The sequence below is a fragment of the Methanobacterium sp. genome (genome assembly GCF_038562635.1).
GTDB lineage: Archaea > Methanobacteriota > Methanobacteria > Methanobacteriales > Methanobacteriaceae > Methanobacterium_D.
The window spans coordinates 1,983,793-1,999,347 of sequence record NZ_JBCFBO010000001.1 but is presented as its reverse complement, the minus strand read 5'-3'; the positions used below and the strand labels follow the sequence as shown (position 1 = coordinate 1,999,347).

Below are 15,555 nucleotides of genomic sequence, written 5' to 3'. Positions count from 1 at the left end.
CAATTACATTCTAATTAGCTCGTAATCCGCACTTCCAAGTCCAATTTCTTCCCCATATTTAAGCTGAATTCTTCCATCGATGCCCTCATAAACTCCTTTAAACTTATCTTCCCCTTTATGGAAGTTGTGATGTAAAAGCGAGTTTTCAAATCCGCACTGTTCATTTACCAGATCAATACTGGCAGCATCTATTGCAACAGGATCAAATGATGCCAGAATTCCAATATCTGGAACGATTGGAGCGTCACTCCATGGAACACAATCACAATCTGGAGTGATGTTCATAAGGAAATTAATGTAGCATACCTTGTCCTGTTTGTTTTTAACAGCGCCATATGCATACTCTACCATTTTTTCAATAAATTCAGGTATCTTCTCAAGATCAAGGTCTATAACTGAGTCAGGGCATACTTCAATACAGAAATTACATCCAATACACCTGTCGTAGTCTATAAACGACTTCCCGTCTTCAATGTATATTGCATCTTCAGGACATACAGACATACATTTACCGCAGGCAGTACATGCATCCTTTACTACCGGTTTAGCACATCCATGCTGTTCTATTTTACCAAATGCAGAAGCACATCCCATAGCAAGGTTTTTTATCGCTCCCCCAAATGCGCTCATACCATGACCTTTAAAATGAGACATTACAATCATGCTGTCTGATTTTTCGATGTCTCCTGCAATTTTAACTTCTTCAAAATGTTTTTTGTTAATTTCAATTCTGGCCTCATTATTTCCTAAAATTCCATCTGCAATTATAATAGGGGCATCCAGAACTGCATAACCAAAGCCATGCTGTATCGCTGTTTGGAGGTGATCAACGGAGTTGTGTCTGTGTCCAAAATAAAGCGTGTTAGTATCAGTTACAAAAGGTTTGGCCCCATTTTGTTTTACTTTATCCACGATTTGCCTTACAAAAACTGGATTTATATAAGAATCATTTCCCTTCTCTCCAAAATGAAGCTTAATTGCAGTTAAATCACTTTCATCTAAAATATCAGCAAAGCCGGCAGCATTAAAAATCTTTTTTATTTTACTTACCTTATTTTCCCTGCTACTTCTCGATCTAAAATCTGAAAAATAAACCTTTGCCATGGTATCACCTGATAAATATTATTATTTTAAAATTCTAATTATCCATATTCAACTTCTGATATATTCTTTAAAGTTTAAATTTGTTTTGAATTTACATCAGAGAATACTGATTTGATAAAAACGAAAATCATTATTTGAAAACCTTAATCATGATATCTTCAGCTAAACTAAACCTTAATCTTTATTATATAATCCATTTAGAAATGCTCTGTGCCAAACAAGCACATATCTACTTTAAAAAATGTTTCATTCGATATAATCTTTCCAATGAATTAAATCTTATCTTCAAATCATATTATATCTGCGGGAATATCCCATTCAAGTAAACATATCCCTACTTCACGTAAATCCAACTCAAATATCATAATTATTTGGCATTTACATCAGAAATGCTCTGGTCCAATGAAACAAGCAGATCCCTACTTTTTAGAATATTTTCATAGTTATTTAATTCTATGATGCCGTTATTAACCCCATTAAGCAGTGACAAGTCAAAAGTCCCTTCACCAAGTGCTAAATGCTGGTCTTTTTTGCCGTCGTTATCATTCAAATGGTAATAAATTATTTTTTTCATTTTAAAAAAAGATGCCGGATCATCAGATGTATTTGCATGCCCTGTATCTACAGTAGCATAAGAACCACTCTCTTTAACAAAGAATTCGTGCTCTTCAGCACTGTTACAGAAATATGCATATCTATTAGGCATATTTTCAACTGAAAACTTAATGCCCCTACCTTCTGCGTAATCATTGGCTTTTTGAAGTGTTTCGATTGAGTAAACCATTCCCCATTCTCTTATTCTATCTTCAAGCCTATTAATCATGCCGGGATGTGTTGTAATAGCTTTTGCCCCAATTTCTACGGCCAAATCAACTGTTTCATTAAGCTGCTTCAATGTTTCTTCCCTGATCCCTGGATTTAGACTTGCAGGATTAAGATCTATAGTAGGAGCGTGTAAAAATACAGATACATCATAAGAATTAAATATTTCAAACTCCTTTTTATCCATGAGCAGCATGTTTCTAGGCCAATAAGGGCCTTCACACAGCATTTCCATTAATTGAAAGCCGTCATTTGTAGCTGTTTCTAAAAAATGTTCCATTGAATTCATAAAAAGTGCCAGCGTTGAAAATCCAATTTTCATTTTACTAACCCCCTCAGATAAAACCATGCTAAATACAATTTTTGAAATTAATTCCTTTAGATCTTTAAATGTTGTAAGATTATGAATTAATATACTCATTCATCATATATGATTTAATATTGTATTTACAAATTAAATAATTTAATGCTTATTTAAGGTTTAGAATCGTCATATTTTGCTTGTTGTATCCCATGTAATAAATCAAAACATGGCAGTTATCCCCCTTAGATAAAATAATATGGTAACTGGTTACCTATTTTTATAATTCGATTTTTTAGGCTTACCCAAAAATTTATATCATATATCGATGTACTGTATTTTTGAATAGTTTAGGTAAGCCTAAATATATTATATCTTTAGATATATCCAAAACTTTTATATAGAAAATAGATATATTATTTTTTTACATATCAAATTTTGATATATCATAAAATGAGGCATAGGAGGTAAATGGATGGACGATGATGGAACACCCAATGTGGATAATTCAAATGAATCTAGCCCAGAAAATAATTTAGATGAAGAAAAGAGAATTAAATGCATGAAAGCTCATAAAGAGTTATTCAATAGCATGTCTAATTACGAAAAAAAGCTTATTAGAGGGTTAATGAGAGGTTTTGGTAATACCATGATCCTGTGGCTTATCAGCAAAAAAAGACAGCATGGATACGAAATAATGACCAAATTTCATGAATCTACCGCCCCATATAATACTAAAATGCCCAGTGCCAGCAAAATATACCCCGTACTGCATGATCTAGAGAAAAATAACTTGATAAAAGGATCATGGGAGCATCATGGAAAACGAAGGGTAAAGTACTATGAAATAACCACAGAAGGTGAAAAAGCTCTTTCCAGATTCAGAAAAATGGGAAAATTTGCTAAAAAAAATAAATCAAGTCTCTGGGTGGAATTCTTTAGAGATATGATAGATGTTGAAGATAATAATGAATAATAGGAGTTATATTTATGAAATACGCTATAGAAACATTCGACCTTACAAAAAGGTATAATAATGATTTTTTAGCTGTCGATGCACTGAACATGAGAGTCCGAGATAAAACTATCTTCGGATTTTTGGGTCCAAATGGTGCCGGAAAGACCACCACAATAAAAATGCTTACATGTTTAATCCTTCCAACATCTGGAACTGCAAAAGTGTCAGGTTATGACGTTCTAAAAAATCCTAATGAAGTTAGACAGAAAATTGGAATGGTTCCTCAACTGGTAAGTCTCTACGGTGACCTTACAGTTAAAGAAAACATACACCTCTGTGCTGATTTTTATGGTCTTCCAGAAGACCTGAAAATAAGCAGAGCCGATGAACTCATGGAAATGGTAGATATTAAATACGCTGAAAATAAGCTTGTAAAACAGCTTTCAGGAGGTATGAAACAAAAAGCTTCCGTAGTAGCCAGTTTAATACACCAGCCAGAAATATTATTCTTAGACGAACCTACAATCGGTTTAGATCCTACAACTAAAAGAGTTTTATGGGATTTAGTTGAAGAACTGAACTCTAACGGGCATACAATCATATTATGTTCTCACGATATGTATGAAGTAGAGCTACTCTGTGATGACGTGGGAATTGTCAGTCAGGGAAAGCTTGCTGCTTTTGATACTCCTCAAGGACTTAAGGATACTATGATTAAAGAAATTAAAGAAGAAAACTCAAGAGTTGACTCAAATGTTTCTGAAGCCCTGGAAAAAATCCTTGAAGAGACCGATCCTGATGATAAAAAGGCAGTTGAATACATAAAAGGCAATATGGGTAATAATAACATTGATTTAAAAGAATTAAGTGTTATGATCAGCAATAAGAATGAAGAAATGCTTAATACCATTAATAATTTATCCATAGTCCACGATGTAGTAGAACATGCTTCTGGAAGAATAACTATGGATATAGAAGATTCAGATGAAGCTGTAAGTAAAGTTATATCTGATATAATTGAGCAGGGCGGAAATATCACTTCCATAGCCACAAAAGATCCTTCCTTAGAAGATGTTTTCATGAGAGTTACTTCTAAAAAGAAACAAGAACAAGGTGTAGATGATGGTGGAAACTAAGAAAATTATGTGGATGTTTAAAAAAGATCTACTAGTCTTATGGAGGCATCCACCACGGTTAATTTCAATACTTTTATTCCCCATAATTATGATAACCCTCTTCGGTTACGGTATGGGTGGAACACTGGAAAATATTCCAGTTGTCGTGGTAGAACAAAGTCATGGTCAGGTAACTGATGCAACCCTTAATGCAATTAAGGGGATGAGTCTGTATGATGTTAAGGATATAATAACGGATCCAGATAAAGGAAAAGAGATGGTTCAAAACGGCCAGGTTAAGGCTGCCATAATTCTGCCTGCAAATTATGACGATACGAGCAGTACGCAGCCCAAGAGCGTGGTAGTTGATGTTGATTCATCAGACCAGATGGCGTCAAGCGCAGTTATCCCAGCTACACAGCAGTTGTTTAATCAAATATCCAACAAAATGGGCGTGCAAAAACTAGAAGGTATGAACTTAACCCCATCTTCAGCAATACAGGTCCAATCTAACCAGGTTGCAGCTGCTTCACAAGGGATTAATTTCCAGAACGTGATGGATTCCATCAACCTGCAGATAAATAAAATGTACGGAGATGTCAAGTACATTGACTTCTTGGTACCTGCCGTAATTGGTATGACTGTCCTGTTTGGTTGTATGTTCGGAATGGGAGATGCTTTAGCCGGTGAAAGAGAAAGAGGAGAACTTGCAAGATTATTTATGACACCAACAAGTATTGCAACTGTTGTTGGAGGTAAAATAGTCTCTAAATTATCCATAGAAATCGTAAGGGCTTTAATATTAATTGCAGCGGCCATAGTCCTGTTTGGAATTGCAATAAAGGGAAGTATGATACTTACGCTTCTGGTTCTGATACTTGGAGCATTGTGCTTTGTAGGTTTTGGAGTTATGATATCTGCAAGGGTTTCCACACAGGAAGATTACATGCAGATGGTAATGCCAATTACAATGCCTATGATGTTTGTATCAGGAGTATTCTATCCAATTGAGACAATGCCATGGATATTCCAGAAACTTGCTTACATCTTCCCATTAACTTACGTAAATGACGCACTACGTGCAGTGATGTTAAAAGGGGTAGGTATTGGAGCAATATGGGTAGATATAGCAGTGCTTTTAGGATTTACAGCGCTGTTCTTCGCATTAGGAGTTACCAAATTTAACAGGGATATATAAAGAAAAAATCAATTAAGAAGTGATAAAATGGTCGTGAAAAAGAATATAATCATCGGACTTACCATAATGTGTCTTTTAGTAGGTCCACTTTCAATAGCGTCCGCAGTAGGAGCAGCAGATTGGCCGATGTTCCAGTACAATCTGGATCATACCGGTTACTTAAATGAATCATCAGATTTCACTCCTGCAGCATGGCTGTTTAAAACAGGAGGATCCATACTATCCTCCCCTTCAATTGCAGACAAATTAATGTACTTCGGTTCAACAGATGGAACATTCTATGCTCTGAACTTGAATGACGGTACCCAGGTTTGGGATTACAGTACACAGGGAAATATAACAGGTTCTTCAGTTGTAAAAGGAGACAACGTATACTTCGGTTCAATGGATAGTTATTTCTATGCCCTGGATAAGAAAAACGGAGATTCAGTATGGAAATATCGAACTGGTAACTCCATTGAGTCCTCCCCAGCAGTAAGTAATGGAACGATATACTTTGGATCAGATGATCAGAGGTTATATGCACTAAATGTGGATAATGGTGATCTTAAATGGCAGTTCCAAACTGAAAATGCTGTGAAATCATCACCATCAGTTTACAATAACACCGTATTCTTTGGGTCAGATGATGGAAAAGTATACGCAGTAAATACAAACGGTAGCAAATTATGGTCTTATGACACTGGAAATGCAGTGAGATCTTCCCCAGCCATATACAACGGCACATTATACATTGGAACAGACAATGGTAATTTCTATGCACTGAACACAAATGATGGGTCAATAAAATGGTCATATGACTTTAATGACAGTGTAAGATCATCAGCACTACTTGATCCAAACGACAACAGTCTGTTTGTAGGATCTGACAATGGAAACATAACTTCCCTCGATATGAGAGACGGAACATTGAAATGGTCTGTCAGTGTAGGTAACGTAAAATCTACCCCTGCACTTATGGGAGACGATATTGTAATTGGTTCAGACAGCGGAACCGTCTATGTATTAAATAAATACAGCGGTAAAGAAGACTGGAGTTATGCACCAGGTTACTACCTCTTTAATTCTGCATTCAGCACCCCGATAATATACGGAGATGACATATTTGTAGGTGCTGCAGATGGTTCCATGTACGCCCTTAACTACGACAAAAAATCAGGCCCAACTTCAGTTTACATGTACTACGTTAGTGCAATCGTAATTGTAGTAATAGTAGGACTTTTAGCATTTAGGTCTGTAAGAGGACGTCGTAAAAAAGAATAAATAGTTGATGAAATTTAAAGTTTCATCCTATTTTTTATTATTTTTAAGATGATTAAATTTTTTATGCTTACGGAGGGTGGGAAATATAGCTTTTTAAAATTAAGAGAATCATCAATTACCGCCTCCTTATTTTGATTTAACTTGATTCTCAAGGGATAAGCATAAGAAAATTTTTAACTTTTTTGTAAAATTCAAATAAATTATTAAATGTTTAAATGATAAACTAAAATTAAATACTAATTTTATAAACCTAAAAAATATTAATGAATACTTAATCTTTAAAAAAATATTATACTTTAAAATAAGTTTTGATAAAAAGACCTAAAATTAAAAGAGAAAATGAAACCATCTGGTTTCTTTTTTGGAGCTAACAAGAATATTATTTAGTAAGCTGTATTTCAATAGCTGAAACGTTTGTTGCTGCGCCTTCGTTGCTCATGATTTCTTCTGTGCATATATCTATAGTTCCGAGTTCTACATCCGATATGAACCTGTTTCTTACTATTTCAGCGACGTCGACCGCCCTGCTTATGGCCCTTCCACGTGCTTTTAAGATAACTTCTGAAGTTCCGCCGTTCATTTGAGTTACGACAGCTAAAACATAGTTCATTACGGGTTTATTTCCAATGTATACAACATTTTCCTCTGACATCACTTTACCTCCAAAGAATAACCATGTTAATTTGGTCTAATATTACTATAATTCCTTAATTAATATATATAGTTTATGTTTTGCATACTCAACTTTAAATTCCTGGATCAATAAAATAAAATAATTACAGCCACTAATTAAATATACTAATCATTAATAATACAATATTAATCAAAAAATCTCTTAAATTGCCTTTAAAACTAAATTAAATATTTTTATCAGAATTAATATTGCCAACCCCAGTATTACTAATTAGGAACTATTTTATTCTGTCTTTGTAGTTCATTAATTATAATAGCCAATTTAAAATCTATTTTAGTTTTATCCCGAGATTTAGATCCTTTAAGATCACATTAACCCCTTTACAAAACATATTTTCCAGATTATTTACAATTATTATCTATATTTAAAATAACGCTCATGTTCACAAAATCTTTGATTTTGTGACCGTAAAAATTGCGATTTTTACATGTCCATGATCCTGTGCATGAGTTATACTTCATGTTAAATTGTAGTTTTAATTGATTATATATGACTTAACATAAAAAATACAATTTAATTAACCAGACACACGAAAATGAAGCAATATTATTTACACAACATTCTGGCATGAGCGTGAAATAAAATTAATATTCAATTTAATTTAACCTATACTTTCTAAATACCACAGCTAAACCATCAGAATTACCTTTTTCATCTTTAATAGGAGTAGTACTACCACCTACAAGTAATTTAGTTCCATCTTTAGCTCTTATTACCGTTTTATCAAAGAAATCAGTTGAAATATTCCCAGATTCAACGTTTGTAGATTCTTTACTCAAAATTTTTAATATTTTATCTAGATCTTCACCTATAGCTTCTTCCTGTATCCATCCAGTAAGCTCTTCAGCAACAGGATTCATATATTTAATCCTACCTTTAGAATCTGTAGCTATTACAGCATCACTCACACTTTTAAGTATTGCAGCAAGCCATTGCTCACGATTTCTAAGTCTTTTTTCAATTTTATGATTGTAAAGAGCTATTTCTATTGTAGTGTTCAATTCACTCTCTTCAAAAGGCTTGGTAAGAAAGCCAAACTGTTCTTTAAGAAGATATCCTGCAGGTTCCGTCATTTTAGCTCTCTGCACAATACTTGCACTTGAATATGCAGTTAAATAAATTACGGGGATATCATAACGTTCCCTGATTTGTGTTGCAGCCTCTATACCGTCCATTTCACCCTCAAGCTTAATGTCCATAAGAACAAGATCCGGCTGAAGCTCTCCTGCCTTACGAACCGCATCCTCACCAGAAAAAACTAAATCAGCAACTCCATATCCCGCACTTTCCAATGCATTTTGTATATCCTTTGCGGTAATCCTCTCATCTTCAACAACCATAATTTGAGCGGCTGCCATATTTTACCCCCTATACTTCAAATAATTATGTTAAATTACAGAAAACTAAAGTCATTCCATTTATATTTCCTTTATTATCAGTAATATGACTTAAATTGGCTCTAACTGGAATTTTTACCCCATTTTTATCGTTTAACATGACCCGATCTATGGAATAATCACTAACATCAACTCTTAATTCGCTGATGTCAAATTCACCCTCTTGAACTTTAAAAACATCAACTAAATCTCGGTTAACAGCTTCTTCTCGTATCCATCCAGTAATGTCTTCTGCAATATGGTTCATAAATCTAATTTTTCCATTTTCATCTGTGGCAATTAAAGCTTCATTTACACTTTCAAGCATTGCCTCAAGCCATTGATCATGATTTTTTTCCATTTTATGCCTGTAAAGAGTTAATTCAATGATAGTATGTAATTCACTCTCTTTAAATGGCTTATGGACAAATCCAGAAGGTTCTTTAAGAATATAACCCGATGGTTCTGTCCTTCTTGCCCGCTCTAAAGTATCCTCATCTGAATATGCAGTCAAATAAATAACCGGTATATCAAAGTGCTTTTTAATTTCTCCTGCAGCCTCTATACCGTCCATTTCACCCTCAAGCTTAATGTCCATAAGAACAAGATCCGGCTGAAGCTCTGTCGCTTTACAAACAGCGTCTTCACCCGAATGAACCACTGCAGGTACTTCATATCCTAGACTTTTAAGGCCATCCTTTATGTCCTCTGCGGTAATCCTTTCATCTTCAACAACCAGAATTCTTGCGTTACTCATTGACATGCCTCTATCTTTTACAAATATTAATCTATCATTTGCATTTACGCATATTAATACTTTAATCATTTAAACACTTTAATTCATTAATAAAAATTTATAGTGAATAACATAACCTTTTAAACTTAATAAATTTGAGGTATATTCGAAAATCGTGACTTAAGAAAATGCTTTCAAAATCAAAGCTTGCGAAACTGTCAAAAATCACAGATTTTTTGGGCGTCGAAAAATGTCATGCATTTTTTTACAGCGTTGTTTCGCGCCATCGAAATCTCTGATTTCGTGGCCCCGAACACTACGTGTTCGAGGGCTATCACAATCTTTGATTGTGATGCACCAAACACTGCGTGTTTGAGTGCTCCAAACCCCTTTGGGTTTGAGAGATTTTGGCAGATTAATTAAATTTATTAAATTGAAGGAAAAACCGTGTTTTTCCTGAACCCCAAAAAAATCTCTGATTTTTTTGAGGGTTTAAAGCACGTAAATACATTTTTTATAGATCCAATAATTTGGTTATTCACTATAATAGTTATGTTATTAAATATCCTAAAATTAATTGCATTAATATTTTAAAGAAATAATAGTTTAAAAATAAAAAAAAGTTAAAACAGCACTGCTTACTGTTTTAAAACATATATAATCTAAATATCCTTTAAATAATGGTACGGTTTAAATCAGAGTTATCTTAAGATAATTAAATTATCTTAAGATCAGTATTTTGTTTATTGCGTCCAGAACTGCTTCAACACTTGCCATGACAATATCTTCAGTTGTAGATCGTCCAGTTGCTTTGTTACCCTCTTTATCTCCCATTATAACAAATACCTCAGCAAGAGCATTAGTTCCTCCAGTTATAGCTTCTATGTTATATTCCTGAAGTTCTATATCTGCAGTTTCACTTACAGCACGTTGAATAGCATTTATTGCAGCATCTACCGGACCTACACCCGTTTTTGCAGCGGTTTTACTTTCTCCATTAATGCTTAGTTTAACTGTAGCTGTAGGCAGTACGCTGTTTCCAGTCATTACTGAAAATCCTTCCAGTTTTACTATTTCTTCTTTTGCCCGTCCCAGAATACTTTCAGCTATAGCCCTTAAATCAGCGTCGGTGACACATTTACCTTTATCTCCAAGCGCTTTAACCTGATTAAATACTTTACTAAACTGTTCCTTATCTAAGTCTATTCCATACTCTTCAAGCTTTGCTTTTATAGCATTTGCACCGGTATGTTTCCCTAAAACGATCCTTCTTGTGTGGCCTACCATTTCAGGAGTTATTGGCTCGTATGTTTCCGCTTTTGCAAGCACCCCATGTACATGTATTCCTGCCTCATGAGCAAATGCATTTTCTCCCACAATAGCTTTATTTGGAGGCATTTTAACCCCTGTAATTCTTGAAACAAATTCTGAAAGGTTTACAAGACCCTCAGTTTTAATATTCATTTTTAAGTCGTATTGAGTAATAAGAGCCATTACAACTTCTTCCAGGGACGCATTTCCAGCACGTTCACCTAATCCATTAATAGTTGCATGAACCTGGTCAGCTCCAGCTTCCACAGAGGCAAGTGAATTTGCAACTGCAAGTCCAAAGTCGTTATGGCAGTGCACGCTAATTGGAACTTTCAGTTCCGATTTAAGTTCTCTTATAAACCAGTTCATAGAAGTTGGGACCATAACACCTACTGTATCTGGAACATTGATACAGTCCACACCTGCATCCTCAACTGCATTATAAATTTCCTTTAAATAATCAAGTTCTGTTCTTGTAGAATCTTCTGCTGAAAATTCAGCTATTATACCATGATCTTTTATATATTCTACTGCATCGACAGACTTACTTAAAATTTCTTCCTTACTCATTTTAAGTTTGAATTCTCTGTGAAGGGGAGATGTACCAATGAATGTATGTATGTAATCCACGTCAGCATCAATTGCTGCGTCCAGATCACCTTTTAATGGTCTTGCCAAACCACAAATATGGGCATTTAACCCCATTTTAAGGATTTCACCAGCTGCTTCTACTTCACCACTTGATGAAGCAGGGAATCCGGCCTCTATTACATTAACCCCAAGTTCATCAAGCTTTTTTGCAATTCGTATCTTTTCATCTACAGTCATTGCAACCCCTGGTGTTTGTTCGCCGTCTCTTAGCGTTGTGTCAAATATTTTCACCGTTTCCGGCAGGTTCATCTCGTTTTTTACTTTTTCTATATACATAACTTATTTCTCCTTTTGGTTTGGCAATTTGTAAATTGTTCAGGTACAATCTATACCTTTTGCTTTAAACAATTTACACAATAAGTATGACAACAACAGATATTAAAAATGATCTCCCGTCCTGATTTTATGAGCATACGAAGAGTCACAGAATCAGCAGCTCACGAATTAGATCATGCAAAATTTGAGTAAATTTCATTGAAAATATATGAAAATTAGTGTAAATTGAAAAAAACTTTGCAAAAATTTAAAATCATTGGAAATAGAATCATCATGTAACACCATATTTTAACAAATAAATGGGGCGATATTACGTTTAAAGAAGATATTGACTGGTTAAAAGAAATGAATGAGAAAATTAGTGATAAAGAACTTGATATAATACATGAAGTTGATAATATTGTTCTTGAAATAAGTGAAGCTCATTCTCTAGAATTAAACCATTATATAAAAATTAATTACGAGAAATCCAACATAACAATTGAATTATCTGTTTCACCACATACGCTAATTCCTAATGAAGCTATTGATGAAATTAGAGAACAGTTAGGATCTACTGAAACTTTCATTCAATACGTTGACACCAATAAATTAAGTTTGATTTTTAAATTTGATTAACTAATTCTTTTTTATTTACTTTTGAATTTTCAATTATAGAGAATTTATATTTGATCCTGACTGCCCAAAGGCAATTATGTGCCTATACTCAAGCTCAAGAAATCTCTAAGACCAGGTGCAAATCCTAAAATGAATATGGCTAACTTCAACATATTAATCGGAGTTATATCTTTTTCCATAAGTTGAACATAATGCCCTCCCCCATCATCCTTAACTATGTTATGATCGTTTCTTAAGATACGAATAAACAAAGCTAATCAATAGAGCTGTAAAAACACCTGTGCCTAAATAAAACCCAAAACTGGATAATTGAATACCATTTTTAAGAATATAATTGCCCCACATTAATCCACCGATGACTATGATACTTAAAAATGCCAGTAAAAAAGTTTTAGTTATATAATCACGCCGAGCAAAAACACAGTAAATTATCATAGAAAGCCCAATTAGAACAAGAAAAAGTTTATAATAGTTGTAAAAGTCTAATAATCCCCATATTAACCAGAAGAAGCCATAAATCAGTAGAAAAGTATTTCCTGCAGGATAAGTTTTTTCTATATTTTCCAGATCTTTTATGTAAACTGCTTGCCCAATACCTCTGATTCCTCGAAATAAAGTCAAAATTCCTTTTTCATAACTAACATTAATTATAGCATTGGCGCCTAAATTCGAAGCTTTTTCTTTTAGTTTTTCATTAATGTCATTTATAGCTGCATCTGACTCCCAAGAGTTATATGAACGAGCATATATTTTTCTAAATGATTTAAAAGGTTTTTTAATATTATAATGGTAAAGCTTTACATCTTCTGGTGGAGTAAAAGGAATAGCTTCTTTAGAGGCCTTATACTTATCCCCTCCACTTACAGGAGATTTTAAAATTTTATCTTCAGCATATCCCTCTTTTTGAAATTTGTTATTATTCTTATCATTTATTTTATCTCTGCCACCTTCGTAATCCACCCAATCACCCTATTAATATAATTAAATTAAACATTTATATTTTAGTTTAGTTCTGTTAATACTAATTCATAAAATAAAAAAATAATCAACTTTTAAAAAGATAGGGAGCCCTTTTTAAAAACCAAAAAGAATTATGTACCTATACTTAAGCTCAAGAAATCTCTAAGACCTGGTGCAAGTCCTAAAATGAATATAGCCAGCTTTAACATATTTTTAATGGTATCATCTTCAACATATTCATCTATAACATAAAGAGCTGCTAATATAACTCCTATTTTTAAAGGAAACATCACCGCTGCTGTCCCAGTAATATTCATAAGTGCAGTTGGAAGAACATGCTGCTCACCATAGCCGTAAAAATCAATTGCTATAAAAGTTGCTGATGCATCAAATAAATGGGCTGAAAGAATTCCTAAATTAAATTTATCCTTTAAAAGAGTCCATTTTCTTCCTATAAGTGCAAATATTGAAGTCATTACTGCCCATGTTCCAACAACCTCAAAAAATGTAACCCAATTTAGATGGTTAATACTTAAAATGTTAGGAATACACAAAATAGTTCCCACAATCAGTATGAAGTACCTGTAATCAAATTTAGTTTTCTTTTCCACATAAACAGATATCAATAGCGCGGCAATTGCTGCAAAACCTGTTAAAATATATATTCCTGGCGTGACAAGCCACAGGACAAGGGGATAAATTCCATTATCTACAAGTGCCCTTGCACTTGATCCAAAGAATATGAATGGAACTAAAGGGATGAAAAGATCTTTTGGATCCTTTTTAATGTATTTAAACATCTTTATAATCAGTATAACAGCAATTCCAAGTATAATTCCAAAAACTACTGTATTTAAAATGGTATATCCTGGATGAGTGTACAGGAAATTTTGCTGTATGAACTCTGAAATATCTGAAAGCATAGATTTAATAGAAATTTGAATAATTTAAGTTTTTTTATATAGCTACTAAAAAAGTAAATTAAATTAAAATTTATAAATTTAACCTAATGCTCAATTTTCAGCTTATTAAGAGACCACATTGACAGGGATCTTCGCTTTCCTCACCACTCTGTCAGCGGTGCTTCCAATCAAGAATTTTTCTATACCGTGTTTACCAGATTTTCCAAGTACTATCTGATCTACACCTTCCTCTTCAGCAGTTTTAATTATAATATCAGCGGGTCTGCCTTCTTTAATCATGGTGATAATATTAACATTTGGACATGTACCTGCGCACTGTTCCTCTTCTATCCTTTCTTTAAACTTTTCAACAGCCTCTTTTCCCTCTTTTTTTAAGTTCTCATTAAGCTGATCCCTTAAATCCTGCTGTGGTAATGCATTCAAGTAATCTGCATCAATTACATATAAAACAATGATAGTGCCCCCCAAACTTGCCATTGAAATCGCTTCTTCTCCAGCTTTTTCCGCCTGTTTGGAATTATCTGTAGCTAATAACATTTTTTCGACCATAGATTTACCTCCCAAATCCCTCAAAAACTTCGTTTTTGGGGTGCAAAACTTTAGTTTTGCTTACTTTGATTTTTGGGTTTTGGAAATTTTATAAAATTTCCTTCAACCTCCAAAATTCAGAATGAATTTTGAAAACCTCCAATATGAATTATTCCTACTACATATTATGTATAAAAAAGGATAAATAATATACCATGGAAATTCTCATACAGTCCATTGGAACAGTAGAAAACAAGCTTCTCAGGATGCTGGAAAAGCCCCTAGAGAAAATATTTGGCATTAGCTGCCATGTATCAAATGATATCTTAGAGATACCTGAAAGATCTTATAACCCATCTAGAGACCAGTACCATTCAACAGAAATCCTTTATTCTATGATGAATATCCTAAAAAGAGATTCTAATCATATTCTGGGAGTAACAAATGTAGATTTATATGCTTCACGGATAAATTTTGTCCTTGGAGAAGCTGAATATCCTGGAAATTTTGCAATAATATCTGTAAATAGATTAAAAAGTCCCAATAAAAAATTATTTTTAAAAAGAATCTTAACAGAAGCTGTACACGAGTTAGGCCATACTTTTGGGCTTCCCCACTGCAAAAATCACCTTTGCGTGATGCATTTCAGCAACAGTGTTGTAGAAACTGATATTAAAGGCCCGGGATTTTGCAGTGACTGTTTAAACAAGCTTTTTTAATC

General features: G+C 33.8%; 15 protein-coding genes. 6 read left to right on the top strand and 9 right to left on the bottom strand.

Annotated features, from left to right (window positions below):
• Positions 1 to 3: 3 nt before the first annotated feature.
• Together AAGU07_RS09550 and AAGU07_RS09545 are read right to left on the bottom strand one after the other, a co-directional pair.
• Positions 4 to 1,104, bottom strand: a complete 1,101-nt coding sequence (locus tag AAGU07_RS09550; RefSeq protein WP_342458871.1) for a DUF362 domain-containing protein — start codon at positions 1,102 to 1,104, stop codon at positions 4 to 6.
• 367 nt (positions 1,105 to 1,471) lie between these two features.
• Positions 1,472 to 2,248, bottom strand: coding sequence for a sugar phosphate isomerase/epimerase (locus AAGU07_RS09545; protein ID WP_342458870.1), 777 nt, complete (start codon positions 2,246 to 2,248; stop codon positions 1,472 to 1,474).
• A 454-nt stretch (positions 2,249 to 2,702) separates the two neighbouring features.
• Between AAGU07_RS09545 and AAGU07_RS09540 the strand changes: the two genes are divergently transcribed.
• Genes AAGU07_RS09540 through AAGU07_RS09525 form a run of 4 tightly spaced genes read left to right on the top strand, consistent with a single transcriptional unit; the run spans position 2,703 to position 6,761 of the window.
• Positions 2,703 to 3,203 (top strand): PadR family transcriptional regulator, encoded by a 501-nt coding sequence (locus AAGU07_RS09540; RefSeq protein WP_342458869.1) that lies wholly within the window; start codon positions 2,703 to 2,705, stop codon positions 3,201 to 3,203.
• A 14-nt stretch (positions 3,204 to 3,217) separates the two neighbouring features.
• Positions 3,218 to 4,321, top strand: a complete 1,104-nt coding sequence (locus AAGU07_RS09535; protein WP_342458868.1) for an ATP-binding cassette domain-containing protein — start codon at positions 3,218 to 3,220, stop codon at positions 4,319 to 4,321.
• Positions 4,308 to 5,498: an ABC transporter permease gene (locus AAGU07_RS09530; protein ID WP_342458867.1), complete on the top strand. Its 1,191-nt coding sequence runs from the start codon at positions 4,308 to 4,310 to the stop codon at positions 5,496 to 5,498. Before AAGU07_RS09535 ends, AAGU07_RS09530 begins: the two co-directional genes overlap by 14 nt.
• A gap of 27 nt (positions 5,499 to 5,525) precedes the next feature.
• Positions 5,526 to 6,761 carry a PQQ-binding-like beta-propeller repeat protein gene (locus AAGU07_RS09525; RefSeq protein WP_342458866.1) on the top strand — a complete coding sequence of 412 codons (1,236 nt, stop codon included), beginning with the start codon at positions 5,526 to 5,528 and terminating at the stop codon, positions 6,759 to 6,761.
• A 379-nt stretch (positions 6,762 to 7,140) separates the two neighbouring features.
• On the opposite strand, the gene albA is transcribed toward AAGU07_RS09525, so the two are convergent.
• The 4 genes from albA to AAGU07_RS09505 all read right to left on the bottom strand — a co-directional run bounded on the left by albA (position 7,141) and on the right by AAGU07_RS09505 (position 11,805).
• A complete protein-coding gene (gene albA, locus AAGU07_RS09520; RefSeq protein ID WP_069585544.1) occupies positions 7,141 to 7,413 on the bottom strand; it encodes a DNA-binding protein Alba in 273 nt (90 codons plus the stop codon).
• Positions 7,414 to 8,051: 638 nt separating this feature from the next.
• Positions 8,052 to 8,813 (bottom strand): response regulator, encoded by a 762-nt coding sequence (locus tag AAGU07_RS09515; RefSeq protein WP_342458865.1) that lies wholly within the window; start codon positions 8,811 to 8,813, stop codon positions 8,052 to 8,054.
• A 25-nt stretch (positions 8,814 to 8,838) separates the two neighbouring features.
• Positions 8,839 to 9,657 (bottom strand): response regulator, encoded by an 819-nt coding sequence (locus tag AAGU07_RS09510; protein ID WP_342458864.1) that lies wholly within the window; start codon positions 9,655 to 9,657, stop codon positions 8,839 to 8,841.
• A gap of 630 nt (positions 9,658 to 10,287) precedes the next feature.
• Positions 10,288 to 11,805, bottom strand: coding sequence for a 2-isopropylmalate synthase (locus tag AAGU07_RS09505; RefSeq protein ID WP_342458863.1), 1,518 nt, complete (start codon positions 11,803 to 11,805; stop codon positions 10,288 to 10,290).
• A gap of 345 nt (positions 11,806 to 12,150) precedes the next feature.
• On the opposite strand from AAGU07_RS09505, the gene AAGU07_RS09500 reads away from it, so the two are divergent.
• On the top strand, positions 12,151 to 12,423 hold the full coding sequence (locus tag AAGU07_RS09500; RefSeq protein WP_342458862.1) for a hypothetical protein: 273 nt from the start codon (positions 12,151 to 12,153) through the stop codon (positions 12,421 to 12,423).
• A 219-nt stretch (positions 12,424 to 12,642) separates the two neighbouring features.
• Here the strand turns inward: AAGU07_RS09500 and AAGU07_RS09495 are convergent, their stop codons facing one another.
• The 3 genes from AAGU07_RS09495 to AAGU07_RS09485 form a co-directional block, all read right to left on the bottom strand.
• On the bottom strand, positions 12,643 to 13,383 hold the full coding sequence (locus tag AAGU07_RS09495) for a hypothetical protein (protein WP_342458861.1): 741 nt from the start codon (positions 13,381 to 13,383) through the stop codon (positions 12,643 to 12,645).
• 131 nt (positions 13,384 to 13,514) lie between these two features.
• The gene (locus AAGU07_RS09490) at positions 13,515 to 14,306 is read right to left on the bottom strand and encodes a DUF63 family protein (RefSeq protein WP_342458860.1); all 792 of its coding nucleotides are present in this window, start codon (positions 14,304 to 14,306) and stop codon (positions 13,515 to 13,517) included.
• Positions 14,307 to 14,411: 105 nt separating this feature from the next.
• Positions 14,412 to 14,855: a universal stress protein gene (locus AAGU07_RS09485; protein WP_342458859.1), complete on the bottom strand. Its 444-nt coding sequence runs from the start codon at positions 14,853 to 14,855 to the stop codon at positions 14,412 to 14,414.
• A 194-nt stretch (positions 14,856 to 15,049) separates the two neighbouring features.
• Here AAGU07_RS09485 and AAGU07_RS09480 point away from each other — a divergent pair, with 194 nt between their 5' ends.
• Positions 15,050 to 15,553 (top strand): archaemetzincin family Zn-dependent metalloprotease, encoded by a 504-nt coding sequence (locus tag AAGU07_RS09480; RefSeq protein WP_342458858.1) that lies wholly within the window; start codon positions 15,050 to 15,052, stop codon positions 15,551 to 15,553.
• The last annotated feature ends 2 nt before the right edge of the window (positions 15,554 to 15,555 follow it).

What these genes read in the sequence shown, in the direction of transcription:
- AAGU07_RS09550 (WP_342458871.1), bottom strand. Translation starts at nt 1,104, where the DNA reads ATGGCAAAGGTTTATTTTTCAGATTTTAGATCGAGAAGTAGCAGGGAA.
- AAGU07_RS09545 (WP_342458870.1), bottom strand. Translation starts at nt 2,248, where the DNA reads ATGAAAATTGGATTTTCAACGCTGGCACTTTTTATGAATTCAATGGAA.
- AAGU07_RS09540 (WP_342458869.1), top strand. Translation starts at nt 2,703, where the DNA reads ATGGACGATGATGGAACACCCAATGTGGATAATTCAAATGAATCTAGC.
- AAGU07_RS09535 (WP_342458868.1), top strand. Translation starts at nt 3,218, where the DNA reads ATGAAATACGCTATAGAAACATTCGACCTTACAAAAAGGTATAATAAT.
- AAGU07_RS09530 (WP_342458867.1), top strand. Translation starts at nt 4,308, where the DNA reads ATGGTGGAAACTAAGAAAATTATGTGGATGTTTAAAAAAGATCTACTA.
- AAGU07_RS09525 (WP_342458866.1), top strand. Translation starts at nt 5,526, where the DNA reads ATGGTCGTGAAAAAGAATATAATCATCGGACTTACCATAATGTGTCTT.
- albA (WP_069585544.1), bottom strand. Translation starts at nt 7,413, where the DNA reads ATGTCAGAGGAAAATGTTGTATACATTGGAAATAAACCCGTAATGAAC.
- AAGU07_RS09515 (WP_342458865.1), bottom strand. Translation starts at nt 8,813, where the DNA reads ATGGCAGCCGCTCAAATTATGGTTGTTGAAGATGAGAGGATTACCGCA.
- AAGU07_RS09510 (WP_342458864.1), bottom strand. Translation starts at nt 9,657, where the DNA reads ATGATTAAAGTATTAATATGCGTAAATGCAAATGATAGATTAATATTT.
- AAGU07_RS09505 (WP_342458863.1), bottom strand. Translation starts at nt 11,805, where the DNA reads ATGTATATAGAAAAAGTAAAAAACGAGATGAACCTGCCGGAAACGGTG.
- AAGU07_RS09500 (WP_342458862.1), top strand. Translation starts at nt 12,151, where the DNA reads ATGAATGAGAAAATTAGTGATAAAGAACTTGATATAATACATGAAGTT.
- AAGU07_RS09490 (WP_342458860.1), bottom strand. Translation starts at nt 14,306, where the DNA reads ATGCTTTCAGATATTTCAGAGTTCATACAGCAAAATTTCCTGTACACT.
- AAGU07_RS09485 (WP_342458859.1), bottom strand. Translation starts at nt 14,855, where the DNA reads ATGGTCGAAAAAATGTTATTAGCTACAGATAATTCCAAACAGGCGGAA.
- AAGU07_RS09480 (WP_342458858.1), top strand. Translation starts at nt 15,050, where the DNA reads ATGGAAATTCTCATACAGTCCATTGGAACAGTAGAAAACAAGCTTCTC.